Below are 26267 nucleotides of genomic sequence, written 5' to 3'. Positions count from 1 at the left end.
GCCACGCACCCTGAACTGGCGCGACCTCGAGCGAGTCCATCGTCGGGCATGGCTCGACCGTTCGGCGCGAACGCCGCGGGTCAGATCAGCGATGTCAGAGATGGAGGGGTCGCGAGGTCAGCGCGTACTCGGCGCTCCGTCACACGCGGGAGGCTGGAGATCCGACGGGGCTGAAACGGCATCGTTGGAAAAAGAAACGTGCTGCAATACCGCGCTGAGTCCGTAAGACATGATACCTCCCCGTCCTGCCGTGATCGCTCACGACAAGGTCCTGCGTGTCCTGAAGACAACCGCGCCGTACTCCTGTCGCGGATGTCTGCCCAATGTACTCGTCGTCCGCTCGACTTCGCCACCTTGCGTGCCGGGGTAACTTCGCGATGTCTCTCATTTGCGCTTGGCGCGAGCGAGGAGATCCCGCTTGGAGACATTCAGACAAAGAGCTACCATTCCCACATTGCTGTGGGTTTTGAACCGACATCACTTGTTGAAGCGTCGCCTACGTGCCTACCGCCGCCGATCTGCACGTTCGCCCCGTTTCCTAAACCGCGCTGGTCTCAAGATCGTGGGCGCCGCTGACTGGGTTAAGGAATACACTAAGCGGAAAGACTCGCAACGAAATTGATTCACAGTTGAGGCGTCAAAAAACTTGACCTCGGTTAATGCCGCACAGGAGTTGTTCACAGGCTCCGAAGCAAGTTTTTGAATCCGTGCACAGAATCGAGAAGGCCGCGCGTCATGTGACAATTCTCGTTCAGCGCCAAATTTTTTTTATAAATTCGTCATGCGCCCGACGTGCGGGCGAATTTTCCAAATGCTTGTCGCTGCTATGTAGATAAGTGATTATCGAGTCATCGCTTTTCGAGACTCGTTTTGCAGGGTAACTCCACACTCGCTCGCGTTCCGGTGAATCTACGGTGTGCAGAACTCTCATCGGCCACCGATTCAATTCGCGCCCGCGGCACAGGGGTTTTTGCAACGCAGTGAAGTTTCCACTGTTGCAGAACATCGGCAGGTAGAACTACGGAACGAAAACTGACGCAGACGATTTAAATCGTCCAAGCGAGGCGTGAGCATCGCGTGACTGCTGGCGTGAAATTATGACAGCCAACAAAAAAGCCCGGCGTGAGGCCGGGCTTTTTGACGCGCTGACCGGATCGACCGATCAGACGATGTCGCCAAGATGACTTGGCAAGATTTACTTCGCGAGCTTGGCGATCTGCGCGGTGAGGCGCGAGACTTTGCGGCTGGCGTTGTTCTTGTGAATGATGTTGCGCTGGGCGGCGCGCATCAAGGCGGGCTCGGCAGTCGCGAGTGCCTTCACGGCAGCGGCGCGATCGCCGCTCTTGATGGCTTCCTCGACAGTGCGCACGGCGCCACGCATCTGGGTGCGGCGCGACTTGTTGACGGCGGTGCGGCGGGCGATCTTGCGCGTCGCTTTCTTGGCGGAAGTGGTATTGGCCATGGTCTCAATGTCCTTTGCGGGTACCGGTCGCGTCTTGGTCGGGTAGCGCCGGCTTGCTTGACCGCGTAATCGACGCTCGGATTTAGGGTGTTCGGTTGCTGGGCCGTTCCCGGAACATGAGCGACCGCCTTGCGGCTGTCTCTGAGGCTCCACGGTGACTTCAAGCTCGAGAGAGTCCTGAAGCCCAAGGTGCCTGCAACTGCTCAAAGAACAGCGGCGGCGGGATTGCGCCCACCGCCAGTTGGCGCCCTTATAGAGAGGGTCTTTCGCACCGTCAACGCTTTCGGGGGCTGGAAACGCGCCTTTGGCGGGCCGGTTTGGTGCCGTAACGCCCTGAAGAGGTTGAATTTCCGCCGTCGCCCGGCTATTGGCTGGCATCGTTTCGCAAGGTCGTCCGGTCGGGCGACTATCGTAGGTGAGGCATGATCCGCGGCTTTTTCCGACTGATTGGGCTGTTGCTGCTCGCCGGCGGGTTCATCTTCATGGTCTATGACGGCGCCCGCTGGGTGGCCGACCAGACCCTCAAATTCACCCGTTTCGGCCAGTTCTGGAACGACATCAATCAGGCCAGCCAATCGGCCTTCCGCACCTGGGTCGAGGCCAAGGCGCCTTGGCTCTGGACCTCGGTGATCCGCCTGGTGCTGGAGCAGCCGGTCTTCGCCGTCCTCGGCATTTTGGGCATCCTCCTGATGATCCTGTTCCGCCCGCGCAAGCCCTTGATCGGCTATTCCCGGGATTGAGCTTTCAAGTTCCGCTGGCCGCCGCGTAACAGCGCTGCCTCTTGCCGCGTAGAGCCCTATATTCCCACCTCATCGCGAGCACGCGCCTGGTCTCCCGACTGGCTCAGGCATGCGCTCGCTTCGGAGATCCATCATGCTGTTCATGCGCAAGACCACTGCATTGCCGAGCGCAGCTGACGCGCTGCCGGGCCGTGCGCAGGCCATCCCGACCGCGACCACCCATTTCGTCAACGGCGCAAAGCTGAAGCCGCCTTATCCCGCCGGTCTCGAGCAGGCATTGTTCGGCTTAGGCTGCTTCTGGGGCGCCGAGCGCAAGTTCTGGCAGCTTCGCGAGGGCATCTATGTGACGGCCGTCGGCTATGCCGGCGGTCACACGCCGAACCCGACCTATGAGGAGGTCTGCTCGGGCCGCACCGCCCACACCGAAGTGGTGCTGGTCGTGTTCGATCCGAACAAGATCTCCTACGAGACGCTTCTGAAGACTTTCTGGGAAAGCCACAACCCGACGCAGGGGATGCGCCAGGGCAACGACGTCGGCACGCAATACCGAAGCGCGATCTACACCACTTCCGATGCGCAGAAGCAGGCGGCCGAGCAGTCGAAGGCGCTCTATCAGAAGGCGCTCGCAGCGAAGGGGCTCGGTGCCATCACCACCGAGATCGCGCCCGCCGGTGCGTTCTATTTCGCCGAGGACTACCATCAGCAATATCTGGCGAAGAATCCCGCCGGCTATTGCGGCCTGGGCGGCACCGGCGTGTCCTGCCCGATCGGCGTTGGCGTGAGCGCGTGAGCTAAACGACGTGTCTTGCTTACCCTCCCCTGGAGGGGGAGGGTCGGCACGCGATCGAGCGAAGCGAGATTGCGTGACGGGGTGGGGTGATCTCTCCACTCGGGCACTGTTCGTCGCGGAAAGACCGTCACCCCACCCCGCTCGCGCTACGCGCGATCGACCCTCCCCCTCCAGGGGAGGGTGGCACCGTCATCCCTCCACTCAACGCTTTATTAACCATACCCGGTGCATCAGTGGAGCTGTCTCGTTTCGAGGGATGGGTCCGGTGCCGGTTGCACGCGCGTTTCGATGGTCGAACTTGGCGTCCTTGGCAGCGTCCGCCGCGCTGGCCCTTGGCGGCTGCATGCAGACCGCAACCCCCGTCGCGATGGTGCAGCCTCGTCCCGATCTCGATTCCATGGCCTACGGCCAGCCCTACGGCGTGCCGCAGCCGGTGGTCGTCGCCAACAACGGCGGCGGCGCCATCGCAGCCTTCAGCAATTCCTTTGCCGCCTCGCCCGCGCCGATGCCGGTCGGCTACGCCGCGCCGATGGCGGCACCGGTGCGCAATGGCGCCTCCTACCATCTCGACGCCGGCGACAAGCTTCGCGTCGTGGTCTATGGCCAGGAAGGTCTCACCAACAGCTATGCGATCGATGCCGGCGGCTCCATCACCATGCCGCTGATCGGCGCGGTGCCGGCCCGCGGCCGCACCACGGCAGGGCTGGCCGGCGAGATCGCCGCACGCCTGCGCAACGGCTACATCCGCGAACCTTCGGTGGCGGTCGAGATCGAGACCTATCGTCCGTTCTTCATCCTCGGCGAGGTCCTTGCGCCCGGCCAATATCCTTACGTGCCGAACATGACGGTCGAGAGCGCGGTCGCCATCGCCGGCGGTTTCTCCCCGCGCGCCAAGCGCGACGTGGTCACGGTCACGCACAGCGAGAACGGCGGCGCCATGCGCGCGGTCGTTCCGCTCGGCACGCCGCTCGCACCGGGCGACACCGTGTTCGTCGGCGAGCGCTGGTTCTAGGGTTCTCTCCTTCTGTCATTCCGGGGCGCGACGAAGTCGCGAGCCCGGAATCCATTCATCCACAAGCGCTGACGCTCGATGGATTCCGGGCTCGCGCTGCGCGCGCCCCGGAATGACGGTGGAGAAACCCGCACTCTATTTCAAATGCTTCGCGAAGAACGCCATGCTGCGCGGCCAGGCGATGTCGGCGCTGGCCTTGTCGTAGCTGGCGCGCTCGTCGCAATGGAAGCCGTGCTGGGCGCCCGGATAGATGTGGACTTCGACCTCGGGCCGCTTCGCCTTGACGGTCTCGACGTCGGTGAGCGGAATGCCCGCATCCTTCTCGCCGAAATGCAGCTGGGTCGGCACCTTCGGCGTCTCGTCGGCGAAGCGCACGACGGCGCCGCCGTAATAGCCGATCGCGGCCTTCAGGCCGGTCAATCGCGTCGCCGCGACGAAAGCGATGCTGCCCCCTAAGCAAAAGCCGATGATGCCCACGGGCCCGGTGCTCTTCACCGCATCGATCGCAGCTTGCGTGTCGCGCAGCATTGCCGCCCAGTCCGGATTGGCCACGAACTTGCGCGCCTCCGCGATCTCGTCGGGCGAATAGCCCGACTGGAAGTTCGGCGCCGTCCGGTCGAAGATCGACGGCGCGATCGCGACATAGCCTTCCCCGGCAAGGCGGTCGCAGACCGAGCGGATGTGGTGATTGACCCCAAAGATCTCCTGGATCACCACCACCGCGCCCTTCGGCGTGCCGGCGGGGTCGGCGCGATAGGCGCCGAGCTGGAAATTGTCGGAGGCCGTCAGCTTGATGTCTTGTCCCACGCGGGTTGTCCTTCTTGGTTGTTACGAACTCAGGCTCTCAGGATGACGGTCATAGATGAGAGCTCGCTGCTTCAACACCGTCATTGCGAGCCACCGGGTCCGCGCAAAGCGCGGCCCGATGACAGGCTCCGCGAAGCAATCCAGAATCCCTCCGCGGAAGCAGCCTGGATTGCTTCGCTGCGCTCGCAATGACGGAGTATGGTGTAGGGCCATTGTCCGCCAGCCAGCACCTCAAATCCTAGCGATAGCTTCACATTCTCTCAGGATGAAGCGCAGCACCTCACTCCCACATCCAGTTCTCGCCGTAATCCTCCTTCCATCCGGCCAGCCGTCCGTGACGGAATTGCAGGAACAGGCGGTGGCGAGAGGGGATCAGGCGGCTGCCGCCGATGTTGCGCAAAGCGAGATAGATCTCGTGGCCGGGACGTCCCCGCACATATTGCAGCGGCTGACCGAGCGCGCGTGCGGTTTGTTCGGCATCCATGCCGAAGGCGAGCGGAATGTTGTTCGACAAGGTCGTGACGAAGGGCTGGCGTGGCGGCACGGCGCCGATCGGCTCGGCCTGCGCAGATAGCGACAGCAGCATCGTGCCCGCAGCCAGCATCATCAGCTTCATCGCCCGTGTCCCTGCTCGATCGCCCTATGCCGGCAAGTTCTTCAGGAAAGGCGCGACCGCGTCAACAAAAGCCTGGGGTTGATCGATGTTGACGGCGTGTCCGGCGGCGGGGATCACGACCTTTTGTGCGCCGGGGATTTTTGCCGCCATGTAGTCGGACGCGGCGAGGAACGGCGTGTCGTCGGCGCCGACCACGATCAGGCTGGGCACCCGGATGTCGGGCAACAGCTCCATCACGCGCGCATCGCGCTGGGTCAGCATGCCGCGCGCGGCAAGCGCCAGTCCCCTGGCGTTGCGATGGCGCGCGGTGGCGCGCTCGCGCGTCGCCGCCTTCAACACGTCGAGGCCTTCGCGGTCGAGCCGCTCTGCGGTGGCAAGCGCCCGCGCGTTCCAGGCCTCGCGCGCATCGTCCTTCCTGAAGCCGGGGCCGGTGTCGATGATCAGCAGCGCGCGGGCCCGCTCCGGATGTGCGCGATAGAACGCGAGCGACATGTAGCCGCCGAGCGAAAGCCCGCCGATGATGGCGCGCTTCGCACCAACCGCATCGAGGATCGCCGCCATGTCGCCGATCGTCAGCGCTTCGCTGTACGCGTTCGCATCGTCGGGATAATCGGACTGGCCGTGACCGCGCATGTCCCACAGGATCAGCTGGTGATCCCTGGCCAGCGCATCGATCTGCCCATGCCACATCGCCGATGTCGAGGAATAGCCGTGCGTGAGCAGCAGCGGCGGCCCGTTGCCATGAACCTCGTAATAGATCCCGACGCCGTCCCGGTTTATCCTTGGCATTGTTTCCCGCCCTTTCTTTTCCTCGCCACTAACTCGGTGCTTCACCCTCCCCTGGAGGGGGAGGGTCGGCTCACATGGAGCGCAGCGAAATGTGAGACGGGGTGGGGTGACGGTCTTTCCACATCCAACAGTGCCCGTGTGGAGAGATCACCCCACCCCGCTCGCGCTTCGCGCGATCGACCCTCCCCCTCCAGGGGAGGGTAAGGGTTTGCGTGCGGCTGCACTCTAGCTCGCCAAGTTACCTCGAAGAAACCGCTCGAACGCGATGGCACGCATGCCTGACGCACGCGCTGTTGTGTCCAGTGGCTGCGTCGCCGCCCTTGGCGCGGCGCACAACGGGCGAGTGTGGCGGTCGATTTTTCGACTCGTTCCAAATTGCATTTGCCTCCGCGCCGGAACGCGATCATTCTCGCGGGCAAGGTTGACGCCAGCCCGGTGGGCGTCCGCCATTCAAGTTGCCGCCGTAAGCGGCTTCATGCACCGGCAGGGGAAGACGCCTATGCCAACACTCACCATCAACGGGCGGAGTCTGTCCGTGGATGCGGCGAACGACACGCCGCTCCTCTGGGCGATCCGCGAGCAATTGCAGATGACCGGCACCAAGTTCGGCTGCGGTGCCGGGCTGTGCGGTGCCTGCACCGTGCACGTCAACGGCGAAGCCGTACGCTCGTGCCAGACCATGGTCGGCGACGTCGCCGGCAAGAAGATCACCACCATCGAAGGTCTCTCCGCCAAGGGCGATCATCCCTTGCAGAAGGCCTGGATCGCCGAGCAGGTGCCGCAATGCGGCTATTGCCAGTCCGGGCAGATCATGCAGGCGGCGTCGCTGCTCGCGAAGAATCCCAATCCGACCAAGGAAGAGGTGGTCGCCCATATGGACGGCAATCTCTGCCGCTGCATGACCTATTCGCGGATCCAGAAGGCGATCATGCGCGCCGCATCCGAGATGCGCACCGCATCCGCCACCTCCAACGAGCGGAGGCCCACATGAACGAGCATGTGAAGAACGTGACACCCGAGACGACGGATCTCAGCCGCCGCTCCTTCCTCGTCGGCACCGCCGCGACCGGTCTCGTGCTCGGCTATGCCGGCGTGCCCGGCATCGAATCGGCAGCCGCCGCGCCGGCCAATTTCGAGCCGAGCGTCTGGTACGCGATCTCGCCGGACGGGCTCGTGACCGTGACCTGCGGCAAGGCCGACATGGGCCAGCACATCGCCTCCACCATGGCGCAGATCGTCTGCGAGGAACTGGGCGCGAAATGGAGCGACATGCGCGTGCAGCTCGCCTCCAACGATCCCAAGTTCAACGATCCCGTGCTGGGCGCACAGATCACCGGCGGCAGCTGGTCGACCATGATGAACTTCGAGGCGATGAGCCGGGCCGGTGCGGCCGGGCGGATCGCATTGACGGAAGGTGCCGCCGCCGCCATGGGCGTGCCGGCATCGGAGCTGGTGGTGCGCGATTCCATGATCGTGCATCCGAAGTCGAAAAAGCAGATGTCGTTCGCCGATGTCGTGAAAAGCGGCAAGGCGACGAAGACCTTCACGCCGGACGAGCTCAAGGCACTCAAGCTGAAAACACCCGATCAATACACCATGATCGGCGTGTCGGTGCCGCAGCTCGACATCCCCTCCAAGACCAACGGCACGGCCAAGTACGGCATCGACGTGATGTTGCCGGGCATGGTCTATGGCGCGGTGGTCACGCCGCCGGTGCGCTTCGGCGCCACGGTGAAATCGGTCGATGACAGCGCGGCAAAGAAAGTGCCGGGCTTCATCAAGGCCGTCACGCTCGACGACAAGACCGCAACGACGTCGGGCTGGGTCGTCGCCGTCGCCGGCACCTACGCCAACGCCAAGAAGGCGGCACAGGCGCTGAAGATCGCCTATGACGCGGGTCCGAACGCGAAGCTGTCGAGCCAGTCGCTGCTCGACGAAGCCAAGCGGCTCCAGGGCCTGGAGGATTCCGGCCAGTTCTTCGTCAAGGACGGCGATCCCAATGCTGCCTTCGGCTCGGCGGCCAAGGTGGTGGAGGCGGAATACACCACCAGCATCAACATCCACGCGCCGCTGGAGCCGATGAACGCCACCGCGGAGTTCAAGGGCGACATCCTGCACATCTATTCCGGCAACCAGTTCGCGACGCGCTCCGGTGCGATCGCGGCGGGCGCTGCCGGGATCGATCCGAAATTCGTCGTGATGCATCAGCATTGGCTGGGCGGCGGCTTCGGCCGGCGGCTCGATGCCGACATGATGATTCCGGCGGTGCAGGCGGCCAAGGCGGTCGGCAAGCCGGTGAAGGTGATCTATTCGCGCGAGAACGACATGACGATGGATTTCTCGCGTCCGCTCACCTACCAGAAGGTCAAGGCCGGCGTGGACGGCGATGGCAAGCTCGTTGCGATCAGCCACGACGTGGTCTCGGCCTGGCCGACCGCGCGCTGGGGAATCCCCGATTTCCTGACGCCCTCGGTCGACAAGAAGGGCCCGCTTGATTCCTTCACGGTCAATGGCGCGGACTTCTTCTACACCGTGCCCAACCATTATGTGCGGGCGATCAAGAACGAGCTCGCGCACAACGCCACGCCGTCCGGCCAGCTTCGCTCGGTGGCGCCGGGCTGGACGTTCTGGGCCGTCGAAAGCATGATCGACGAGATCGCGGCAGCGACGGGCAAGGATCCCGCGCAGTTCCGCATCTCCTTGCTCGACGGCGCCGGCAAGAACGACGGCGGCGCGCAGCGCTTGCGCAACACGCTGCTCGCCGCGATGGGACTGTCCGGCTACGGCACCAAGCAATTGCCGAAAGGCGAGGGCATGGGCGTCGCCTGCGTCTCCTCGCAGGAGCGCGCAACCGCGAGCTGGACGGCGTGCGTGGCTCACGTCGCCGTCGCGCCGTCGGGGGAGGTGACCGTGAAGAAGCTCACGGTCGCAACCGACGTCGGCACGCAGGTGCATCCCGACAATATCCGCGCCCAGGTCGAGGGTGCGGCGCTGTGGGGCCTGTCGCTGGCGATGTACGAGAAGGCGACACTCAAGGACGGTGGCATCGAGCAGACCAATTTCGACAGCTACACGCCCTTGCGGATGAGCCAGACGCCCGAGGTCGCGGTTGCCGTGATTGCCAACGGCGAGAAGGCGACCGGCGTCGGCGAGCCCGCGGTGACCGTGGTCGCGCCGGCCATCGGCAACGCCATCTACAATGCCAGCGGCGCCCGCGTCCGGGCGCTACCGATCACGGCGGAGGCCGTGAAGGCGAGCATGAAGGCGTAAGCCGAGCCGCGATTGCAGAATCAAATGGTCCGCCGGAGGGCAACCTCCGGCGGATTTGTTTTTGGAGCCGCCTCCCACCCTCACTGTCATGCCCAGCGAAAGCGGGGCATCCAGTACGCCGCGGCATCTCGGTTCCAGCCTTGCCGTCTCGGCGTACTGGGTCGCCCGGTCCCGGCTCCGCCAAGGCTACGCCGAGGCTCACACGGATGCCCGGCGCGCCGAAGCTTCAGCGAAGGTGGCAAGCCGGGCGACGACAGCGGAGGTAGGTCTTAGGGCCAGTAGAAATTCCCCTGTGTTATCAATGCCCGCTCTACTGTGCATGGGGTTGTTTTCTCACTTTTGAGGTCCCCCCCCGGAACCCAATCCCTAAAATTGCGTGCAATTCCCCAAGCCTCCATTGAGCACGCCTCTTAAGGGCCAGAGAACCTGATCCGGCTTAGGCTCATCGGCCAATACGCCCGAGTTCCCGGTCCTTGTGGGGAAGCCATGAACGCCACAGCCAAATCCGCCGCCAAACGCCGGCTTCTGCTCGCCTCCGATCGCAGCGACGGCAGCAGCGAGCTCGCCAGCATCTTGAAAGCGGTCGGCGACGTCTCGACGGTGAAGACCGAGGAGATCCCCGCCCAGCCGGCGCGCGATCTCTCCGGCCTCGTGGTCGACATCAACCTGCGCTCGCCCGAGAGCGTGCAGCGGGTCCGCAACAAGCTGCGCGGCGATGCCTATCGTTCGATGCCGCGGCTGTTCGTGCTCGCGGACGCCCTGCATCACGGCACCATGCAGGCCTGGGCGCTCGGGGCCACCGACACCATCTCGCGGCCACTTCAGGCCGACGCCATCCTGCAGCGCATCCGCGCCGCCTTCCCGGACACCGCCGCCTATGACGCCACCGATCGCGGCAAGACGCTCAACCGCGGCGTCGAGGCGGCGCATGCGGTGCTGACCAAGATGTTCGAGAAGCTGCCGCTCGGCGTGCCCCTGACCTTCGACGACGTCATCGCCGCCGAGAGCAAGATCCTGAAGGCGATCAAGCATTCCTCGCTGCGTGAATGGCTCACCACGGTGGGCTGTCATCATGTCGGCAGCTATCGCCACTGCCTGTTCGTCACCGGCTTCGCCGTCGCCTTCGCCCAGCATCTCGGCATGCGCGAGGACGACCAGCGCCGCCTGACCCGCGCCGCGCTGCTGCACGACGTCGGCAAGGCCTTCGTTCCGGCCTGGCTGCTCGACAAGCCCGGCAAGCTCACCGACGAGGAGATGGCCGAGGTCCGCCAGCATCCGCGCCGCGGCTATGACGCGCTCGCCGCCCAAGGCAGCTTCCCGCCGGAGATGCTGGACGTGGTGCTGCATCACCACGAATTCCTCGACGGCTCGGGCTATCCGAACGGCCTGTCGTCGAACCAGATCAGCGACATCGTGCGGCTGACGACGATCGTCGACATCTACGCCGCGCTGGTGGAGAAGCGCGCCTACCGCATGCCCTTCACCCATTCCCGCGCCTTCACGATGATGGAAGGCATGGGCGGCAAGCTCGACCAGCAGCTGCTGCAGGCGTTCCGCCCGGTCGCGCTGGGGTCGTTCTAGGATAAGGATCTCTCCAACCTCGTCATTGCGAGGAGCGAAGCGACGAAGCAATCCAGACTGTCTCCGCGGAGGAACGCTGGATTGCTTCGCTTCGCTCGCAATGACGGGTGAACTGTCTTCGCGCGCCTCACCCCACCATCTTCCGCAGCTCCGCCTTCGCCACCTTCTCCAGCGTCGAGCGCGGCATGTCGTCGACGAACCTGATCTCGCGCGGCAGCTTGAAGTCGGCGAGGCCCTTGCGGCAGGCGTCCATCACGCGATCATGCAGATCGGGCGCAGCGCCCGCGACGCCGCCCTGCGGGATGATGAAGACCACAGGCACCTCGTCCAGCATCGGATGCTTCTTCGCCACCACCGCGGCCTCGCCCACGCCCGGCACGACGGCGATCACCTGCTCGATCTCGGAGGCCGCAACGTTCTCGCCGCCGACCTTCAGCATGTCCTTGGCGCGGTCGCCGAACTTGATGAAGCCGTTCTGGAGCCGCTCGACACGGTCGCCGGTGAGAAAGAAGCCGTGCTCGTCAAAGCTCTCGCGCGTGGCCTTCTCGTTGTGCAGGTACTCGGCGAACAGCGACAGGCCCGGGATGCCCTTGATCGCGAGATTGCCGGTGTCGCCGACCTCCGTCGGCCGTCCGTCGTCGTCGGTGATGCGGATCTGATATTCGGGCGCGGCGCGGCCGATCGACATCGGGATGTTGGGCTGGTCGACCTCGCCGACGATGCCGTGGGTGATGGTCTCGGTCATGCCCCACCAGCCGATCATCTTGATGCCGAACGCGGCAAAGGCCGGCGGCTCGTTGATGGCGGTGCCCCACAGGCGGAACTTGTGGTCCTTCGGGATCTCCTGTTCGAGCAGCGCCTTCGTGCAGAACGGGATGGTCGAGGTCCAGGTCGCGCCATGCTCGCGTGCGACGCCCCAGAACCGGCTGGCCGAGAAGCGCGGCTGGATCACGCAAGTCGCTCCGACCCACAGCGTCGCCAGCATGGAATAGGCCAGCGCGTTGGTGTGGAACAGCGGCAAGTAGGCCTGGTGCACGTCGCCGGCGTGCAGGTCCTCATGCGCGGCGTTGATCTTGGCGCCCCACAGCGCGTTGGCATGGGTCCACAGCACCGCCTTGGGCCGCGACGTCGTGCCCGAGGTGTATTGCACGCTGCATGGCGCCAGCGGATCGGTCGCGCGCCGGGGACGATCGGCACTGTCGGCGAACAGCGATTCGAAGCTGTCGCCGCGCGACACCCCTTGCGCGGGCGCCGCGCCCGCATCGTGCGAGGTCACCGCCAGCCAACGGATGTTGCGGCAGTTCTGCGCGACGATGTCCGCATAGGCCGGCTGCGTGATCGCGGCGACCGCGGCGCAATGATCGGCGAAATACGCGATCTCGGCCGGCGCCGAGCGCGTGTTGGTGGTGACCGCGACGGCGCCCAGCTCGACGCAGGCGAACCAGGCCAGCATCGCCTCGATGCAATTGTCGAGATGAATGAGCACATATTCGCCCGGCTTGACGCCGCGCCTGGCGAGCCCGGCCGCGAGCGCGCCGACCCGCTCGTGAAACTCGCCGTAGCTCCAGCGCCGCGCCGGCGCATCGAACGGCGCCCAGATCAGGAACGGATGTGAGCTGCGGATTTCGGCGCGCATCTTCAAGAGCCAGGGCACGTCGAGCCCATCGAACGGGCCCACGATTCCGGCTGTGGTCTGTTGAACTGGCATGGCTCCTCCCGGTGCAGCCTGCATCTTGCTGGCGGCTGTCTTTTGATGATTGCGTCTTCCTGCCATCGGATGAGGCGTGAAGCAAATCGGGGGAGAGGGCCGAGCGCTCTCCACCGTCATTGCGAGGAGCCCTTGCGACGAAGCAATCCAGACTGGTTCCGCGGAGGGATTCTGGATTGGTTCGCTTCGCTCGCAATGACGGTGTTTGGGGCGGGAAGCGGAGGTCCTACCGGCTACCATCCTCGTACGACGAGATCTCGATCAGGCTGCCATCGGGATCCCGGCAATAGACCGAGCGCAGCGTGCCGCGGGCTCCTTGCCTCGGGCCCGGGCCTTCCTCGATCGCGACGCCATGTGCCCGCAAATGCGCCACCACCTCGTCCGGCGTGGCGGAAGTGAGAAAGCACAGGTCCTCGCTGCCCGCCGTCGGGTGGTCCGCGGTGAACCACTCCACCTTGTCGGCGTCGCGTTGCCGGACGTTGATCCTCTGGTTACCGAATTCAAGGAAAGTCCGCGGCGCTTTGCCGCCGCCGGGATCGAACAGCTTGACATCCATGCCGAGAATCTTGCCGTACCACGCAGCACTTGCCGCGACATCGGTGACATTGATCACGAGATGATCCAGGGCATGAACCTTGACCGTCATGTCTCATCCTTTCGTCGTGAAGTGCCCCGCGCACTTTCCGCCCGCGGCCAGCTTTGTTACAACCGCGGCCACGCGGCCTTCAAGCCATCCGACTTCAAGAACAACACTGGGAGAACCCTTGAGATGATCACTCGCCGTACCGCGCTGGGCCTGCTCGCCGCCAGTCCGCTTGCCGCCACCCCGCTGTCGAAGGCGCTTGCCGCCGATTATCCGGCCCGTCCGGTGAAATGGGTGGTGGGCTATCCGCCGGGCGGCGCCACCGACATCCTGGCACGGCTGATCGGCCAGCGGCTGTCGGAAAAGCTCGGCCAGCAATTCGTGATCGAGAACAAGCCGGGCGCCGGAAACAACATCGCGACCGAATCGGTCATCAATGCCGAGCCCGACGGCTACACGCTGCAGCTGGTCAATCCGGCCAACTACATCAACGCCTCGCTCTACGCCAATCTGAAGTTCAACTTCGTGCGCGACATCGCGCCGGTCGCCTCGTTCCAGCGCGTGCCGAACGTGATGACCGTCAACAAGGACGTGCCGGCCAAGAACGTCGCCGAGTTCATCGAGTACGTGAAGGCCAATCCCGGCAAGGTGAACATGGCTTCGTCCGGCAACGGCACCTCGGTGCATCTGTCCGGCGAGATGTTCATGGCCATGACAGGCTGCAAGATGCAGCACGTGCCCTATCGCGGCGCCGCGCCCGCGATCACCGACATGCTCGCCGGCCAGGTGCAGGTGATCTTCGACAACATGCCCTCGATCATCCAGCACATCCGCTCCGGCAGCCTGCGCGCCATCGGCGTCACCACCACGGAACGCTCGCCGCAGCTGCCCGACGTGCAGCCGATCGCCGACACCGTGAAGGGCTATGAGGCGAGCGCGCTGTTCGGCATGGGCGCGCCGAAGAACACGCCGAAGGAGATCATCGCCAAGCTCAACGCCGAGGTCAACGCGGTGATCAAGGAGCCCGACATGGCCAAGCGCCTGGTCGAACTCGGCGGCGAGCCGCGGGTGCAGACGCCCGAGGCGTTCGGCGAGGAGATCAAGGCCGAGACCGAGAAGTGGAAGAAGGTCGTCGAGTTCGCCGGCCTGAAGGTCGAGTAGCGATCTCGTGATGACCGGGAAGAGAGCCCTGCCGTTCGGCAGGGCTTTTTTCTTTGCGTTGCTTGGTTGATGCAGCCTGCGTCCAGCAACAGATCACGCAGTCGTGCGGATCCGCGTCTGCGGGTTCCGGCTTGACGGTGTCGCGCTCGCGTCTATACTAAACCACATGGTTAAGTATAGGGACGAGACGCTGGACCGGACTTTTGCGGCGCTGTCCGACCCGACGCGGCGTGCCTTGCTGGCGCGCCTCGGCGAGCAGGACGGCCTGTCGGTGAGCGAGCTGGCGGCCCCGTTTGCGGTGTCGCTGCCGGCGATCATGAAGCATCTCGACGTGCTCACGGATGCCGGGCTGATCGTGCGCGAGAAGACCGGGCGCACGGTTGCCTGCCGGCTGACCGCGCAACCGATGGAGCAGGCGATGAACTGGCTCAATCGCTATGCGCAGTTCTGGTCCCACAATCTCGATCGCCTCGCCGCCTTCGTGGAGGAAGAGACATGGCCAACGCAGTCGCCAACGCGGCCGAACGCCCGGCAGAACGACCAAGCCTCACGCTCACGCGCCGGCTCCGCGCGCAGCCGCAAAAGGTCTACGCCGCCTGGACGCAAGCCGCGCAGCTAGCGCAATGGTTCGGGCCGCCGAACATGAAGCCGGCGACGCTTAAAGCCGAGCTCGACGTTCGCGTCGGCGGCCGGTTTCGCATCAGCTTCATTGGCGATGACGGCGAATATTTCGAGGCCGGCGGCCGTTATCGCGAGGTGATGCCGAACGAGCTTCTCGTCTTCACCTGGGCCTGGCACTCGACGCCGGAGCGTGAATCGCTGGTGACGATCTCGCTGAAACCTGATGGCGCCGGCACCTTGATGATCTTCCATCACGCCCAGTTCTTCGACGAGACCGCACGCGACAACCACCAGCGCGGCTGGAGCTCGTTGTTCGACAAGCTCGATGCTTTCGTCGCCTGACCAAGGAGAACGCCATGCAGCAACATCAGATCGTCTCGCGCGAGCAATGGATCGCCGCGCGCAAGGCCCTTCTGGACCATGAGAAGGAGTTGACCCAGGCCCGCGAACGGCTTGCCGACGAGCGCCGCCGGCTGCCCTGGGTCAAGGTCGACAAGGCGTACGAATTTGACGGGCCGAACGGCATTCTGTCGCTGGGCGACCTGTTCGAGGGCCGGCCGCAGCTCATCGTGCAGCACGTGATGTTCGCACCCGATTGGGAGGCGGCGTGCAAGAGCTGCTCGTTCTGGGCCGATGGGTTCGAGCGCATGGTGCCGCATTTGGCCGCGCGCGACACCGCGATGGTTGCGGTCTCGCTGGCGCCAAGCGCAAAGCTCGAGGCGTTCAAGAAGCGGATGGGCTGGACCTTCGACTGGGTTTCCTCAGGCCGCAACGACTTCAACCGCGATTACGGCGTGACGTACTCACAGGAAGAGGTCGCGACCGGCAAGCCGATGTATAATTTCGGGACCACGCCGCTGTACGGCCCCGAGCTGCCCGGCATCAGCGTGTTCTACCGCGACGAGGCCGGCGCGATCTTCCATACCTATTCCTGCTTCGCCCGCGGTCTCGACATGATGAACGCCGCTTATCAATATCTCGATCTCACCCCGCTCGGCCGTCACGAGGAAGGCCTGCCCTATCCGATGGACTGGGTGCGTCTGCGCGACCAGTACGAACCGCAGCCGGCGAAGGCAGCGTGCTGTCACGGGTGAGGGCAGCGCTCGACGCACATCAAATGTGTCATCGCCCGGCTTGACCGGGCGATCCAGTACTCCGCGACAGTTGTGGTTGAATCGATGGGCCGCGGCGTACTGGATTCCCCGCTTTCGCGGGGAATGACAGCGGAGGGTGATATGCAGGGTGTGCCTTGCCCCGATAGCTACCGCTTCGCGTCCGCCTGCTCCGTCGCATTGCACGAGATCAGCATCGTGTACGGCCGGGCGTTGGCGGCGATGTCGGTGGTCTTGAGCTCGCTCTTTGGCTCGGCGGTCTGATAGGGCACGATCGAATTGTCGAGGAAGTCGCGCAGCACGCCGGTCTTGATGGCGAAGTTGATGTTTTCAGGGATGTTGCCGGTCGCCACCGCGATGCGCAAGGCCGGGATCTTGCCGGTGACCACGCCCACGACCTGGCCGGTGTTGTCGAACAGCGGCCCGCCGCTGTTACCGGGCTGCACGGGTGCGCTGATCTGCAGGAAGCGCGAGTCGTTGCGCATGCCGCTGAGCGAGCTCACGATGCCGGTGGTCACGCTGAAGTCCGACGTCAGGATGCCGTGATAGGGAAAGCCGATCGCGACGACGGAATCGCCGGAGCGGATCGAGCGGTCGCGGATCCGGGCGAAGTCCTTGAAGGTCGTCGTCGACGGCGCCTGCAACAGGGCGAGATCGTTGTTGGCGTCGCTCGAGACGACCCGCAGCACCATTGCGGCTTCGCCGGTGAGATTGCCCTTGATGTCGCCGACGCAGCCGTCGATCACATGATGGTTGGTGACGATGTGCCCGCCCGTGCTGACGACGAAGCCGGTGCCGCTCCTGGCTCGGGCAGGTTTGCCGCTGGCCGGCGGTGCCGCCTGCTTCTCCGCCGTCGCCGCCGGCTTGGCCGCACCCTTGGTGAAATCGCCCGCCTTGTCGAGCCCGTCGGCTTTCACCTTGCTTACGCAGTTGGTCAGTGCCGCGATCACCGGCCCGGTCGATGTCAGATCGAAATTCAGAACGGCGCGACCGGCTGTCGCCACCATGAGGCTCGCCTTCTGAAAGGTGCGCACGACTTTGAGCGGCATGACGGCGGTGAGCATGTTGGACTGGTACGCCGTAGCGTACAGCCTGGCTTGCTCCTGCCCGTCGAAGGTCACGTCGATCGCGGCGCTCTCGCCCTTGTTGAAGCGGTAGCTCGGACTCGCAAAAGCCAGCGTCCAGGTGCCGGTGGCATTGTAACCCACGACGAGAATGACGCCGTTCGCGTAAGGCGTCGTCGCCGCGCAATGGGAGAACGCGCCCGTCTCGTCGTTGCTGAACGCGCCGCCGATCCAGTTGCCGACATTGACGGTGCCGAACGGCCCCGCCGCGTTCGCCCCGACCACACTCACCTGCAACACCAACGCAAGGACCAACGACCTCAACCACATACCCGCCCCCGGCAAACGCGCTTGCATCCATCTTATCCGCGAGGGCGGGTGAGGCGCAACCGTCAGTTGTCCGCTCTAGTCGTTTCGGCTGCCGCAGCAATTCGGGCTTGCATTTACTTTGCAGTGCCGTATACTTTGCAGTACAAAGTAACAGGACTAGCTGTCCTGCAGATGCCTGGGTGGAACGAGGTTTTGGCGGTGCCGATGCGCGATCTCGACAAGGCGCTGGCCGACATCGTGGCGATCCGCAGCCAGATCGCGGCGGGCACCGCCTTCCGCGGTTACGGCCCGGCCGCGATGGCTGCGACCGGCGCCGTCGCACTCATCACCGCCATTCTGCAATTCTGGTTGCTGGACGACCCCACCGGCGAGCCGCTCGGCTTCTTCATCGGCTGGTTCATCGCCGCCGCGCTCTCGGGGCTGATCATCGGTATCGAGATGCGCGCGCGGTCGCGACGCCATCATTCCGGTCTCGCCGACGCGATGATTCACCAGGCGGTCGAGCAGTTCCTGCCGGCGGGCGTTGCCGGCGTTCTGCTCGCGGTGGTGATGTGGAAGTTCGCGAGCGAGACGCTGTGGCTGCTGCCGGGCCTGTGGCAGATCCTGGTGTCGCTCGGCATCTTCGCCTCGGTCCGCTCGTTGCCGCGCACCGTCGCGCTCGCCGGCGCCTGGTATTTCGTGTCCGGCTTCGCGGTCGTGGTGCTCGCGAGCCGAACCCACGCGCTGTCGCCATGGACCATGGGGCTGCCCTTCGTGATCGGGCAATCGCTCATGGCGGCCATTCTGCATTTCGCCTCCGGAGACAACGATGTCGAAGACTGACAGCGCGCCCTTCTCCTATGAAGGGCTCGACCGCGTGATCCACGAGAAGGCGAGGCTCGGCTTGTTGACGTCGCTGATGGCGCATCCCAAGGGGCTGGCATTCGGCGATCTCAAGCAGCTCTGCGGCCTCACCGACGGCAATCTCAGCCGGCACCTTGCCGTGCTCCAGGAGGCCGGCCTCGTCGAGGTGACCAAGGGCTACGAGGGCAACCGTCCGCACACCACCTGCCGCCTCACCAAGGCCGGCCGCCGCCGCTTCCTCGACTATCTCGCCGTGCTCGAGCGGCTGGTGCGCGACGCGGCGAAGGCCGCCGGCCGCGAGGCGCCGCCGCTCGGCCGCCTCGGTATCGCCTCGACCTGATCCTCCCCCTTTTTGACCGGAGACTTTGCAATGCAAAGTGACATCACGCCCCGCAACGAGAAGCTTCATGTCGGCATCATCATGGACGGCAACGGCCGCTGGGCGACGCGGCGCGGCCTGTCGCGCCTGCGCGGTCACGAGGCCGGCGTCGAGACCATCCGCCGCATCGTCGAGGCCGCCCCCAAGCAGGGCATCGGCACGCTGACGCTCTACGCCTTCTCCACGGACAATTGGCGGCGGCCGAAGGCCGAGGTCGCGGCGCTGATGACCTTGCTGCGCTTCTACCTCGCGAACGAAGTGCAGAGCCTCGTCAAGAACGGCGTGCGCCTCTCCGTCATCGGCCGCCGCGATCGCCTGCCCGACGGCATCGCCGCCGCGATCGCGCGCGCCGAGGCGGCCACCGCCGATGGCCGCACTCTGCATGTGCGCATCGCCGTCGATTATTCCGCGCGCGACGCCATCCTCAATGCCGCGGCGAAGGCGGCCGCGCTGACCAGCCTCACCCGCGAAGCCTTCTCGCAGCTGGTCACCGGCGAGGCTGGCCTTCGCGACGTCGATCTCATCATCCGCACCTCGGGCGAGAAGCGGCTGTCGGACTTCCTGCTTTGGGAAGGCGCCTATGCCGAGCTGCACTTCACCGAGCGGATGTGGCCCGAATTCGACGCCGGCGATCTCGCCGAGGCGCTCGCCGCCTTCCACAACCGCGAGCGCCGCTTTGGCGGTCTGCAGGCGATCCTGCCAGGCGAAGTGCCTTCGCTGTCCCAGGTGTGACGCGCCTCGCGCCCGCCGCTCCCCGCTGATTGCCGCCCGGCATGGATCGTGCTCTAGTATTCCGGCACTGGGTATCGTCCCGCGACGGAGCTTTCGTACGATGCGTGCAGTCCTCGATTATTGCACCGGCGGAACGGAGCGGCAGCTTGCCGCCGGCACGATCATCGTCGCCGAGGGGGGCACCTCCGGCCATCTCTACGTGCTGATGCAAGGCAGGCTCGAGGTGCTCAAGGGCGAGATGGTGGTCGCCACCGTCACCGAGCCCGGCGCCGTGCTGGGTGAGATGTCCGTGCTGCTGGGCCAGCCGCACACCGCAACCGTGCGGGCCTGCTCCGACGCCATCGTCTACGAGTTCGAGGATGCCGCCTCGTTCCTCGAGAAGGAGCCGGGCGTGGCCCTGCTGATCGCAAAAATGCTGGCGCAGCGGCTCAACGTCGCCAACACTTACCTCGCCGATCTGAAGCGGCAATATGCCGGCCACGGTACGCATCTGGCCATGGTCGGCGAGGTGCTCCAGAGCATGATCAACCTGCCGCCGCTTGAGGTTTCGCCAGGCTCGGATCGGCAATCCGATCCAAGAATGTGAGCCAGTCGGGCGGCGCCTCGATGGCGGCGGCGGGCCGCTGCAGCGGCGCATTCAGGTCGATCCACTGCGCCGCGCCGGCCGCCAGCCAGAACGCCTTGTCGGCATCGAGATCGAGCACGATGTAGGTCGGCGGACGGCCGGGTTGCAAGCCCGTGTTGAAGACCCAGGTCTGGCCCAGCCGATCGAACCACGATCCATTGCTGATGAAGGGTGATTGATGCACATGGCCCGAGATCACCATCGACGGCTGGTATTGCATGATCCACTGCACCAGCTCGACGTCGCCGAAGAAGCGCTTGCCGCCCCAGCTCGTCGGTGAATCCGCCGGCGGCGCATGATGCGCCCAGATCCAGCGCTGCGGCCTGACGGCCGCGGCATCGCGCAACTGCGCGACGAGGCGTTGCTTGACCTGAGGTCCGTCCCACCACGGGCACACCGTGAACAGGGTATCGCCGACGTTAAGGCTGTCGCCGTCGCAGGCGATGCCGAGCTCGCGCACCTCCGAGATCCAGCGCGAAATCTTCTCACCTTCGGCGTTGCGCTCGTCGAGGTCGTGATTGCCGGAGCAGAGGATCACGCGGGTCGTCGCGGCCAGCAGCGCGAGGTACTTCTTCACCACCACGATCTGGGCGCGGAAATCCACCATCGAGCCGATGTCGAGCGCGTCGCCGGCGAAGATCACGAGGTCGAATCGCGGCGCCGCGCTGACCAGCCAGTCGAGCTGAGGCAGCGAATAGTGCAAGTCGGCCACGACCAGGCAGCGCATTGAAAATCCGTCAGGTCAAAGCAATCGGAAGGCTTGCGAATTGACGGATATTGCCACGGCCGGCATCCAAGGCAAGAAGCAAACCGGCCCTGTCGGCCCCGCCGACGCGGCAAAAGGGCCGCGCCCGAGCCGATCGGGGGCCGGCCGTCTTTCAGTTGCCCTTCTCCCTTCCCAGGATGCCACGGCCCGCCAGAGCCTTGGCAAGCTGCTCGGTGTAGATGATCCGGCTCCATCGATGCAGATGCGAGGGATAGTGCGCGTACATGATGTCCAGCATCATATCCGGCGTATCGAGGAAGTGCGATCTGTCGATGCCGAGCATGGCGGCGATCCTTTCACCAGCCTCGGCATGAAAGCTCTGTGGACCGCCTTGGGCATAGAGCGAATTGACCGGCGTGATGACGAGGTACACCTTCGACCGGTCGAACTTCGATAGCGTTTCCGACAAGGAGGCGAGCGCCTTCTCGAATTCCGCGTTCATCACGAACGGCTTGATCTTGGGATCGGGTTTGAAGAAGACGTGACCGGCCAGCGTGGCCTTGTAGGCGTCCAGCGAAGGAATATCGAGCATCCGATTGGGATCGATCGCGCTGCCATGCTCGCGCCAAATGGTTGAAATGAACTGGTCCTTGCCGCCGTAATACACCGCGTAACCACCGGGCAGCGGATTGTAGACCGCTCGCTCCATCAGCAGGCGGATGTACTCCGGGCCTCCGGCCGGAAACGTCAGGCCGGACGGAACTTCGAAGCGGTTGGTCCGGATGAAACTCACCCATTCATTCCACCTCGGATCGCGCTCGTACTGAATCGGGTTGAACACCAGAACCAGCTTCCTGGGTTGGCGCCCGCGGGCGATCATCTTTTCAAGCATCGCGCCATAGCCATCCGGACCGACGAATCCGATGGTGCAGAACGACTCGATCCCGGACCCCGGGAATGCCCGCAACAACGTCGGGACGTGAATCCCCATCAGGCAGGAGCTATCGCCGAGAAAGGCAAGGTCGGCCGCAGGCAGCCGCTCCGAGCGCCTGATTTGCTCCAGGACGATGTAGGTCTCGATGCCGCGCGACCATTGATGCAAGCTCTGCTGATGGATGTAATGTGCGACGCCGAGAATGAGGGCGGTGAGCACGCCCAGCGGAATGAGCCGTCGGGCAACGATGCATACCGCACCTGCCAGCGGCCATTGTCCGATCGATTCGATCGTCTGTTTCAGGGGCATGATCTAGAACTGGAAATAGATGAAGGTGGCATTGACGTGTCCGGAGGCGGCGATCGTCATCGCCGCCAGCGTAGCAAACAGCGGATATCTCAGCCATGCAGGCCACTGCAGGATCGAATAGTCGCCACGCGACCGAAGCTGCCACTCCAGCAGCATCAGCGGCACGGACAGCGACAGGATCGCGAGACCGGCGGCGCCATGCACCGGAGCCCACTCCCAGTTGCCGAGGGCGTAGAGCATGCCCACCAGCAAGTTCCAATTGGACGCGCGGAAGAAGAACCAGCCCACGAACACCACCAGCATGGTGAGAGCCCAGCCGAGGCCGCGGGCGACCGTCGAGCCCGGCGCCTCCTTGCCGGAAAACGCGCGCCAGGCCACGAGGGCCAGGCCGTGAACAAGGCCCCAGAGCACGAAGGTCCATGACGCGCCGTGCCAGAGACCTCCCAGCGCCATCGTAAGCAGCAGGTTTCGGTTGGTGATGAGCTCGCCGCGGCGGTTGCCGCCGAGCGGGATGTAGAGATAGTCGCGCAGCCAGGTGCTGAGGCTGATGTGCCAGCGATGCCAGAACTCGCTGATCGAAACCGACCAGTAGGGGTAGCGGAAATTCCAGATCAGCTCGAAGCCGAACAGCAGCGCGACGCCTTTGGCGATCAGGCTGTATCCGTTGAAGTCGGCATAGATCTGGATGCCGAATGCGAGCGTGGCGAGGATGACCGACCAACCGAAGGGCTGCTCCGGAATGAAGAGCGTGTCCACGATCGGCGCGAGGCTGTCTGCCACCACGACCTTCATGGCATAGCCGTAGATCAGGAGCCAGAGCGCGCGCTCGGCGTGATCGGACGTGAAACGTCGCGGCGCCGAAAATTGATCCAGGAGGTTGCTCGCCCGCTCGATCGGGCCGGCCACGAGCTGCGGGAAGAACGCCTTGAAGGCGAGAAACTTGACGACGTCCCTCTCGGCGGCATGCTTGCCGCGATAGACGTCGACCACGTAGGCGATGCCCTGGAAGGTGATGAAGGAGATGCCGAGCGGCAGCACGATGCGCAATGTCGGCAGGTTCGGATGAAGCCCTACGCGCTCGGCGATCATCGAGAACGAATCGATGAAGAAATTGAAGTATTTGAAAATCGCAAGAACGATCATCGCCGCTGCGATGGCGAGAGAGAGCAGGAGCTTTCGGGTTTGTTCGCGCTTGGAGGCGGCGATGACGATCGCCGCGGCATAGTTGACGATGGAAATGCCGGCCAGCAGGGGCAGAAAGCGCCAGTCCCACCAGCCGTAGAATACGTAGCTAGCGACCAGTATGATGACGTTCTGAACCGCAAGCCGCGAGGTGGCGTGATAGAGCAGAAAGGTCGCGGGAACAAAGCAAAGGAACGCCAGGGAAACGAACGACATCGCAGCAGACAGTCACTTGCTGAGCAGCAAGCGCGCCGCTCGCCATATCAATGGGGACGACGACGGGAAGGAAGACAGGGGCGTCGTGGTGACAAGGATCATTTCCATCACTCCGGCATCAGAATAGCAACCCCGAGATGAAATCAACATAAATTCGCCTGATCCGGCGATGCGATCAGGACGCCTGATATTCGCGGGACTGGACCCGCCGCGTGAATTCTGATGTCGTGGCGCATCCTCGAGAGCGCATGTCCACATGACCTCCTTCAAGACCATTCGCGCCCGCGCCGAGAAGCGCAAGGGCGGGCCCAAGGCGCTGGACAAATTGATGCCGGCCAAGCCGGACCTGAAGCGGCTAGCCAAGCTCGGCGACGATCATATCCTCGCCGAGATGACCAGGCGGGTGTTCTGCGCCGGCTTTGCCTGGAGCGTGATCGATTCCAAATGGGACGGCTTTGAAGCGGCCTTCCTGCATTTCCAGCCCGCCAAGCTCAGCTTCCAGCCCGAAGACTATTGGGAGGGCCTGCTGCGCGATGCGCGCATCGTGCGCAACGGCGCCAAGATCATGTCGGTGCGGGACAATGCCGCGTTCGTGCAGGAGATCGCGAAGGAGCACGGCAGCTTCGGCAAGTTTCTGGCGAAATGGCCGTCGTCCGACGAGATCGGCCTGCTCGATCTCCTCACCAAGCGCGGCAGCCGGCTGGGCGGCAACACCGGCCAGATGCTGCTGCGCTTCGTCGGCTGGGACGGCTTCGTGACGTCCAAGGACGTGGTGGCCTGCCTGCGCGATGCCGGTCTCGACATCGCCGAGGAGGTCAAGTCGAAGGGCGATCTCGCCAAGGTGCAGGCGCAGTTCAATGCCTGGGCCGAGGAGAGCGGCCTGCCGTACACATATCTGTCACGCATCTGCGCGCTGTCGGTCGGCGAGAACAGCAGCGAGTAGCGCGTCGATCGGCCGATCGTGTGCATCCTGTGGCGATCTTGTGCTGCGAACGCGGCCGATGAAACTCGCGATCACGAAATACATTTCGCGGGAACATTTGTCCGCAGCGCCTGTTCGGGACTCTGAGCCAGGCGCACAAGGGCGCAGGGAATGCTCGCTCCCGCCCGGCTCGATGACAACCGGATCCAGCAACGGAGCAGCTCATGAAGCTCACATCGGAACAGGTGAAGCAGACCGTCCACCAACTCGGCGCTCAGGTGCTGCCCGACGAACATCCGGCGATGCCGCAGCTCAACAGCATGTTCGGCGAGCACACCTTCTTCGTCGACGAGATGGGGCTCAAGGTCCTCGAGCCGACGGGATCGCTCGGCAGCGACCGCGAGAGCGGCGAGGTCGTCAGCCTCGCCGATTGGGGCGATTCCGACCTGACGCGCCTGATGGCGCATGAGCCCGAACCGACCGGCGTGATCGTGGTGTTCGAGCATATGAAGCATTGAACGGACCCGAGCGCGATTGCCTCCATCGGTGGCGGATCGAAACATCCGCCACCGTTCGTCGTGCCTGGTGCGCTCCGTCGCCGAAAGCTCGCGCCGCGTTCAGATGCCCAGCGTCAGCTGCGGCTCCGATTCGCCGGCGGCGTGGAGCGAGGACAGCGCAACTCCCAGCAGCCTGACGCGCTTGGGCAGCGGCATCTCGACTTCGAGCAGGCCGCAGGCCAACCGCTCCAGATCGTCGCGCCCGGCAACGGCCGCCGCGACCGATCTGCTGCGCGTGATGATCTCGAAGTCGGCGAACTTGATCTTCAGGGTGACGGTGCGGCCGCGATTGCCGGTCGCCTCGCAATACCGCCAGACCTTGTCGACGAGAGGCCTGAGCTCGGCGACGAGCGCGTCGAAGGCGTCGAGGTCGGTCGAGAACGTGTTCTCCGCCCCGACGGATTTGCGGATCCGGTTGGCGCGCACAGGGCGTTCGTCGACGCCGCGTGATATCCAATAATAATACGCGCCCGACTTGCCGAAATTGGCGTTCATGAACTCCAGCGACTGGTTACGGATGTCGCGCCCGGTGAACAGGCCGAGCGCGTTCATCTTCGCGGCCGTCGCCGGACCGATGCCGTGGAACTTGCCGACCGGGAGCGTCTCGACAAAGGCGGGGCCCATCTCCGGCGAGATCACGAACTGGCCGTTGGGCTTGCGATGATCGGACGCGAGCTTGGCCAGGAACTTGTTGTAGGAGATGCCCGCCGACGCGTTGAGGCCGGTCTCGGCCTTGATCTTCGCGCGGATCCTCAGCGCGATGTCCCGCGCCAGCGGGATGCCTTGCAGGTTCTCCGTCACGTCGAGATAGGCTTCGTCCAGCGACAGCGGCTCGATGACGGGCGTGTGCTCGGCGAAGATGTCGCGGATTTGCCTGGAGATCGCCTTGTAGACCTCGAAGCGCGGCCTGACGAAGATCAGATCGGGACATTGCCGCTTCGCCGTCACCGACGGCATGGCCGAGCGGACGCCGAACCTGCGCGCCTCGTAGCTCGCTGCCGCAACGACACCGCGTTCCGCGGAGCCGCCGACCGCGACCGGCTTGCCGCGCAGCTCCGGATTGTCGCGCTGCTCCACCGACGCATAGAACGCATCCATGTCGATATGGATGATCTTGCGCACGGCAGCGGCTGCGCCAGGCATCGTATCGGATTCGCTCATGGCAGGATGATACAATCGTGCGAATAGAAGCGCGAGGTGAAGGATGGGCGGTTGT

At 64.4% G+C, this 26267-nt stretch carries 26 protein-coding genes and 1 pseudogene; 16 read left to right on the top strand and 11 right to left on the bottom strand.

Translation table 11 applies throughout. The annotated features are described in order from the left end of the window. Positions 1 to 1195 precede the first annotated feature (1195 nt). Positions 1196 to 1462, bottom strand: coding sequence for a 30S ribosomal protein S20 (gene rpsT / locus ACNJYA_RS38115; protein WP_024338506.1), 267 nt, complete (start codon positions 1460 to 1462; stop codon positions 1196 to 1198). Between the two features lie 422 nt (positions 1463 to 1884). Between rpsT and ACNJYA_RS38110 the strand changes: the two genes are divergently transcribed. From ACNJYA_RS38110 to ACNJYA_RS38100, 3 genes are all read left to right on the top strand, one after another. Beyond that, complete coding sequence (locus ACNJYA_RS38110) at positions 1885 to 2202, top strand: hypothetical protein (RefSeq protein WP_025033220.1); 318 nt, start codon at positions 1885 to 1887, stop codon at positions 2200 to 2202. Between the two features lie 133 nt (positions 2203 to 2335). After that, positions 2336 to 2992, top strand: coding sequence for a peptide-methionine (S)-S-oxide reductase MsrA (gene msrA, locus ACNJYA_RS38105; protein WP_260381367.1), 657 nt, complete (start codon positions 2336 to 2338; stop codon positions 2990 to 2992). 265 nt (positions 2993 to 3257) lie between these two features. Beyond that, positions 3258 to 4004 carry a polysaccharide biosynthesis/export family protein gene (locus ACNJYA_RS38100; RefSeq protein WP_439364988.1) on the top strand — a complete coding sequence of 249 codons (747 nt, stop codon included), beginning with the start codon at positions 3258 to 3260 and terminating at the stop codon, positions 4002 to 4004. A gap of 135 nt (positions 4005 to 4139) precedes the next feature. On the opposite strand, the gene ACNJYA_RS38095 is transcribed toward ACNJYA_RS38100, so the two are convergent. The 3 genes from ACNJYA_RS38095 to ACNJYA_RS38085 all read right to left on the bottom strand — a co-directional run bounded on the left by ACNJYA_RS38095 (position 4140) and on the right by ACNJYA_RS38085 (position 6216). After that, positions 4140 to 4811, bottom strand: coding sequence for a dienelactone hydrolase family protein (locus ACNJYA_RS38095; RefSeq protein ID WP_439364986.1), 672 nt, complete (start codon positions 4809 to 4811; stop codon positions 4140 to 4142). Positions 4812 to 5091: 280 nt separating this feature from the next. Continuing rightward, positions 5092 to 5427, bottom strand: a complete 336-nt coding sequence (locus ACNJYA_RS38090; protein ID WP_212255616.1) for a hypothetical protein — start codon at positions 5425 to 5427, stop codon at positions 5092 to 5094. A 24-nt stretch (positions 5428 to 5451) separates the two neighbouring features. Further along, on the bottom strand, positions 5452 to 6216 hold the full coding sequence (locus ACNJYA_RS38085) for an alpha/beta fold hydrolase (protein ID WP_212255618.1): 765 nt from the start codon (positions 6214 to 6216) through the stop codon (positions 5452 to 5454). A gap of 499 nt (positions 6217 to 6715) precedes the next feature. Here ACNJYA_RS38085 and ACNJYA_RS38080 point away from each other — a divergent pair, with 499 nt between their 5' ends. The 3 genes from ACNJYA_RS38080 to ACNJYA_RS38070 all read left to right on the top strand — a co-directional run bounded on the left by ACNJYA_RS38080 (position 6716) and on the right by ACNJYA_RS38070 (position 11067). Further along, a complete protein-coding gene (locus ACNJYA_RS38080) occupies positions 6716 to 7207 on the top strand; it encodes a (2Fe-2S)-binding protein (protein ID WP_135163526.1) in 492 nt (163 codons plus the stop codon). Next, entirely contained in the window at positions 7204 to 9486 is a 2283-nt protein-coding gene (locus tag ACNJYA_RS38075; protein WP_439364984.1) for a molybdopterin cofactor-binding domain-containing protein, read from the top strand. Before ACNJYA_RS38080 ends, ACNJYA_RS38075 begins: the two co-directional genes overlap by 4 nt. Before the next feature lie 486 nt (positions 9487 to 9972). Next, positions 9973 to 11067 (top strand): HD-GYP domain-containing protein, encoded by a 1095-nt coding sequence (locus ACNJYA_RS38070; protein WP_439364982.1) that lies wholly within the window; start codon positions 9973 to 9975, stop codon positions 11065 to 11067. Positions 11068 to 11194: 127 nt separating this feature from the next. Here the strand turns inward: ACNJYA_RS38070 and ACNJYA_RS38065 are convergent, their stop codons facing one another. Both ACNJYA_RS38065 and ACNJYA_RS38060 read right to left on the bottom strand, forming a co-directional pair. Continuing rightward, entirely contained in the window at positions 11195 to 12775 is a 1581-nt protein-coding gene (locus ACNJYA_RS38065) for an AMP-binding protein (RefSeq protein WP_439401789.1), read from the bottom strand. A 226-nt stretch (positions 12776 to 13001) separates the two neighbouring features. Next, positions 13002 to 13421: a VOC family protein gene (locus ACNJYA_RS38060; protein WP_172787954.1), complete on the bottom strand. Its 420-nt coding sequence runs from the start codon at positions 13419 to 13421 to the stop codon at positions 13002 to 13004. Between the two features lie 123 nt (positions 13422 to 13544). Here ACNJYA_RS38060 and ACNJYA_RS38055 point away from each other — a divergent pair, with 123 nt between their 5' ends. From ACNJYA_RS38055 to ACNJYA_RS38040, 4 genes and pseudogenes are all read left to right on the top strand, one after another. Next, complete coding sequence (locus ACNJYA_RS38055; RefSeq protein ID WP_172787953.1) at positions 13545 to 14519, top strand: Bug family tripartite tricarboxylate transporter substrate binding protein; 975 nt, start codon at positions 13545 to 13547, stop codon at positions 14517 to 14519. A 166-nt stretch (positions 14520 to 14685) separates the two neighbouring features. Continuing rightward, entirely contained in the window at positions 14686 to 15138 is a 453-nt protein-coding gene (locus ACNJYA_RS38050; protein ID WP_439401788.1) for an ArsR/SmtB family transcription factor, read from the top strand. Positions 15139 to 15149: 11 nt separating this feature from the next. Further along, positions 15150 to 15482: pseudogene (locus ACNJYA_RS38045) on the top strand (SRPBCC family protein); the annotation flags it as partial. A gap of 14 nt (positions 15483 to 15496) precedes the next feature. Then, the gene (locus ACNJYA_RS38040; protein WP_172787951.1) at positions 15497 to 16234 is read left to right on the top strand and encodes a DUF899 domain-containing protein; all 738 of its coding nucleotides are present in this window, start codon (positions 15497 to 15499) and stop codon (positions 16232 to 16234) included. A 167-nt stretch (positions 16235 to 16401) separates the two neighbouring features. On the opposite strand, the gene ACNJYA_RS38035 is transcribed toward ACNJYA_RS38040, so the two are convergent. Further along, the gene (locus ACNJYA_RS38035; RefSeq protein ID WP_439403519.1) at positions 16402 to 17646 is read right to left on the bottom strand and encodes a S1C family serine protease; all 1245 of its coding nucleotides are present in this window, start codon (positions 17644 to 17646) and stop codon (positions 16402 to 16404) included. A gap of 204 nt (positions 17647 to 17850) precedes the next feature. On the opposite strand from ACNJYA_RS38035, the gene ACNJYA_RS38030 reads away from it, so the two are divergent. From ACNJYA_RS38030 to ACNJYA_RS38015, 4 genes are all read left to right on the top strand, one after another. Then, positions 17851 to 18468, top strand: a complete 618-nt coding sequence (locus tag ACNJYA_RS38030; RefSeq protein ID WP_260381356.1) for a hypothetical protein — start codon at positions 17851 to 17853, stop codon at positions 18466 to 18468. Next, on the top strand, positions 18455 to 18829 hold the full coding sequence (locus tag ACNJYA_RS38025) for a transcriptional regulator (protein WP_025033235.1): 375 nt from the start codon (positions 18455 to 18457) through the stop codon (positions 18827 to 18829). The genes ACNJYA_RS38030 and ACNJYA_RS38025 overlap by 14 nt, the downstream gene beginning before the upstream one ends. A 30-nt stretch (positions 18830 to 18859) precedes the next feature. Continuing rightward, entirely contained in the window at positions 18860 to 19600 is a 741-nt protein-coding gene (locus tag ACNJYA_RS38020) for a di-trans,poly-cis-decaprenylcistransferase (RefSeq protein ID WP_439401787.1), read from the top strand. A 100-nt stretch (positions 19601 to 19700) separates the two neighbouring features. Next, entirely contained in the window at positions 19701 to 20186 is a 486-nt protein-coding gene (locus ACNJYA_RS38015; RefSeq protein WP_172787947.1) for a Crp/Fnr family transcriptional regulator, read from the top strand. On the opposite strand, the gene ACNJYA_RS38010 is transcribed toward ACNJYA_RS38015, so the two are convergent. The 3 genes from ACNJYA_RS38010 to ACNJYA_RS38000 form a co-directional block, all read right to left on the bottom strand. Next, entirely contained in the window at positions 20125 to 20952 is an 828-nt protein-coding gene (locus tag ACNJYA_RS38010) for a metallophosphoesterase family protein (protein WP_172787946.1), read from the bottom strand. The genes ACNJYA_RS38015 and ACNJYA_RS38010 overlap by 62 nt on opposite strands. Before the next feature lie 151 nt (positions 20953 to 21103). Then, positions 21104 to 22174, bottom strand: coding sequence for a hypothetical protein (locus tag ACNJYA_RS38005; RefSeq protein ID WP_439401786.1), 1071 nt, complete (start codon positions 22172 to 22174; stop codon positions 21104 to 21106). 3 nt (positions 22175 to 22177) lie between these two features. Beyond that, positions 22178 to 23572, bottom strand: a complete 1395-nt coding sequence (locus ACNJYA_RS38000; RefSeq protein ID WP_439401785.1) for an MBOAT family O-acyltransferase — start codon at positions 23570 to 23572, stop codon at positions 22178 to 22180. A gap of 256 nt (positions 23573 to 23828) precedes the next feature. Between ACNJYA_RS38000 and ACNJYA_RS37995 the strand changes: the two genes are divergently transcribed. Both ACNJYA_RS37995 and ACNJYA_RS37990 read left to right on the top strand, forming a co-directional pair. Further along, positions 23829 to 24515 (top strand): DNA-3-methyladenine glycosylase I, encoded by a 687-nt coding sequence (locus tag ACNJYA_RS37995; protein ID WP_439401784.1) that lies wholly within the window; start codon positions 23829 to 23831, stop codon positions 24513 to 24515. Positions 24516 to 24718: 203 nt separating this feature from the next. Next, on the top strand, positions 24719 to 25012 hold the full coding sequence (locus tag ACNJYA_RS37990) for a hypothetical protein (RefSeq protein WP_172787942.1): 294 nt from the start codon (positions 24719 to 24721) through the stop codon (positions 25010 to 25012). A 99-nt stretch (positions 25013 to 25111) separates the two neighbouring features. Here the strand turns inward: ACNJYA_RS37990 and dinB are convergent, their stop codons facing one another. Then, complete coding sequence (gene dinB / locus ACNJYA_RS37985) at positions 25112 to 26212, bottom strand: DNA polymerase IV (protein WP_439401783.1); 1101 nt, start codon at positions 26210 to 26212, stop codon at positions 25112 to 25114. Positions 26213 to 26267 lie beyond the last annotated feature (55 nt).

This window comes from Bradyrhizobium sp. BLXBL-01, from assembly GCF_051853025.1.
Taxonomy (GTDB): Bacteria; Pseudomonadota; Alphaproteobacteria; order Rhizobiales; family Xanthobacteraceae; genus Bradyrhizobium.
This window is presented reverse-complemented; position numbering and strand designations above follow the sequence as displayed.

What these genes read in the sequence shown, in the direction of transcription:
- rpsT (WP_024338506.1), bottom strand. Translation starts at nt 1,462, where the DNA reads ATGGCCAATACCACTTCCGCCAAGAAAGCGACGCGCAAGATCGCCCGC.
- ACNJYA_RS38110 (WP_025033220.1), top strand. Translation starts at nt 1,885, where the DNA reads ATGATCCGCGGCTTTTTCCGACTGATTGGGCTGTTGCTGCTCGCCGGC.
- msrA (WP_260381367.1), top strand. Translation starts at nt 2,336, where the DNA reads ATGCTGTTCATGCGCAAGACCACTGCATTGCCGAGCGCAGCTGACGCG.
- ACNJYA_RS38090 (WP_212255616.1), bottom strand. Translation starts at nt 5,427, where the DNA reads ATGAAGCTGATGATGCTGGCTGCGGGCACGATGCTGCTGTCGCTATCT.
- ACNJYA_RS38085 (WP_212255618.1), bottom strand. Translation starts at nt 6,216, where the DNA reads ATGCCAAGGATAAACCGGGACGGCGTCGGGATCTATTACGAGGTTCAT.
- ACNJYA_RS38080 (WP_135163526.1), top strand. Translation starts at nt 6,716, where the DNA reads ATGCCAACACTCACCATCAACGGGCGGAGTCTGTCCGTGGATGCGGCG.
- ACNJYA_RS38075 (WP_439364984.1), top strand. Translation starts at nt 7,204, where the DNA reads ATGAACGAGCATGTGAAGAACGTGACACCCGAGACGACGGATCTCAGC.
- ACNJYA_RS38070 (WP_439364982.1), top strand. Translation starts at nt 9,973, where the DNA reads ATGAACGCCACAGCCAAATCCGCCGCCAAACGCCGGCTTCTGCTCGCC.
- ACNJYA_RS38065 (WP_439401789.1), bottom strand. Translation starts at nt 12,775, where the DNA reads ATGCCAGTTCAACAGACCACAGCCGGAATCGTGGGCCCGTTCGATGGG.
- ACNJYA_RS38060 (WP_172787954.1), bottom strand. Translation starts at nt 13,421, where the DNA reads ATGACGGTCAAGGTTCATGCCCTGGATCATCTCGTGATCAATGTCACC.
- ACNJYA_RS38055 (WP_172787953.1), top strand. Translation starts at nt 13,545, where the DNA reads ATGATCACTCGCCGTACCGCGCTGGGCCTGCTCGCCGCCAGTCCGCTT.
- ACNJYA_RS38050 (WP_439401788.1), top strand. Translation starts at nt 14,686, where the DNA reads ATGGTTAAGTATAGGGACGAGACGCTGGACCGGACTTTTGCGGCGCTG.
- ACNJYA_RS38040 (WP_172787951.1), top strand. Translation starts at nt 15,497, where the DNA reads ATGCAGCAACATCAGATCGTCTCGCGCGAGCAATGGATCGCCGCGCGC.
- ACNJYA_RS38035 (WP_439403519.1), bottom strand. Translation starts at nt 17,646, where the DNA reads ATGTGGTTGAGGTCGTTGGTCCTTGCGTTGGTGTTGCAGGTGAGTGTG.
- ACNJYA_RS38030 (WP_260381356.1), top strand. Translation starts at nt 17,851, where the DNA reads ATGCGCGATCTCGACAAGGCGCTGGCCGACATCGTGGCGATCCGCAGC.
- ACNJYA_RS38025 (WP_025033235.1), top strand. Translation starts at nt 18,455, where the DNA reads ATGTCGAAGACTGACAGCGCGCCCTTCTCCTATGAAGGGCTCGACCGC.
- ACNJYA_RS38020 (WP_439401787.1), top strand. Translation starts at nt 18,860, where the DNA reads ATGCAAAGTGACATCACGCCCCGCAACGAGAAGCTTCATGTCGGCATC.
- ACNJYA_RS38015 (WP_172787947.1), top strand. Translation starts at nt 19,701, where the DNA reads ATGCGTGCAGTCCTCGATTATTGCACCGGCGGAACGGAGCGGCAGCTT.
- ACNJYA_RS38010 (WP_172787946.1), bottom strand. Translation starts at nt 20,952, where the DNA reads ATGCGCTGCCTGGTCGTGGCCGACTTGCACTATTCGCTGCCTCAGCTC.
- ACNJYA_RS38005 (WP_439401786.1), bottom strand. Translation starts at nt 22,174, where the DNA reads ATGCCCCTGAAACAGACGATCGAATCGATCGGACAATGGCCGCTGGCA.
- ACNJYA_RS38000 (WP_439401785.1), bottom strand. Translation starts at nt 23,572, where the DNA reads ATGTCGTTCGTTTCCCTGGCGTTCCTTTGCTTTGTTCCCGCGACCTTT.
- ACNJYA_RS37995 (WP_439401784.1), top strand. Translation starts at nt 23,829, where the DNA reads ATGACCTCCTTCAAGACCATTCGCGCCCGCGCCGAGAAGCGCAAGGGC.
- ACNJYA_RS37990 (WP_172787942.1), top strand. Translation starts at nt 24,719, where the DNA reads ATGAAGCTCACATCGGAACAGGTGAAGCAGACCGTCCACCAACTCGGC.
- dinB (WP_439401783.1), bottom strand. Translation starts at nt 26,212, where the DNA reads ATGAGCGAATCCGATACGATGCCTGGCGCAGCCGCTGCCGTGCGCAAG.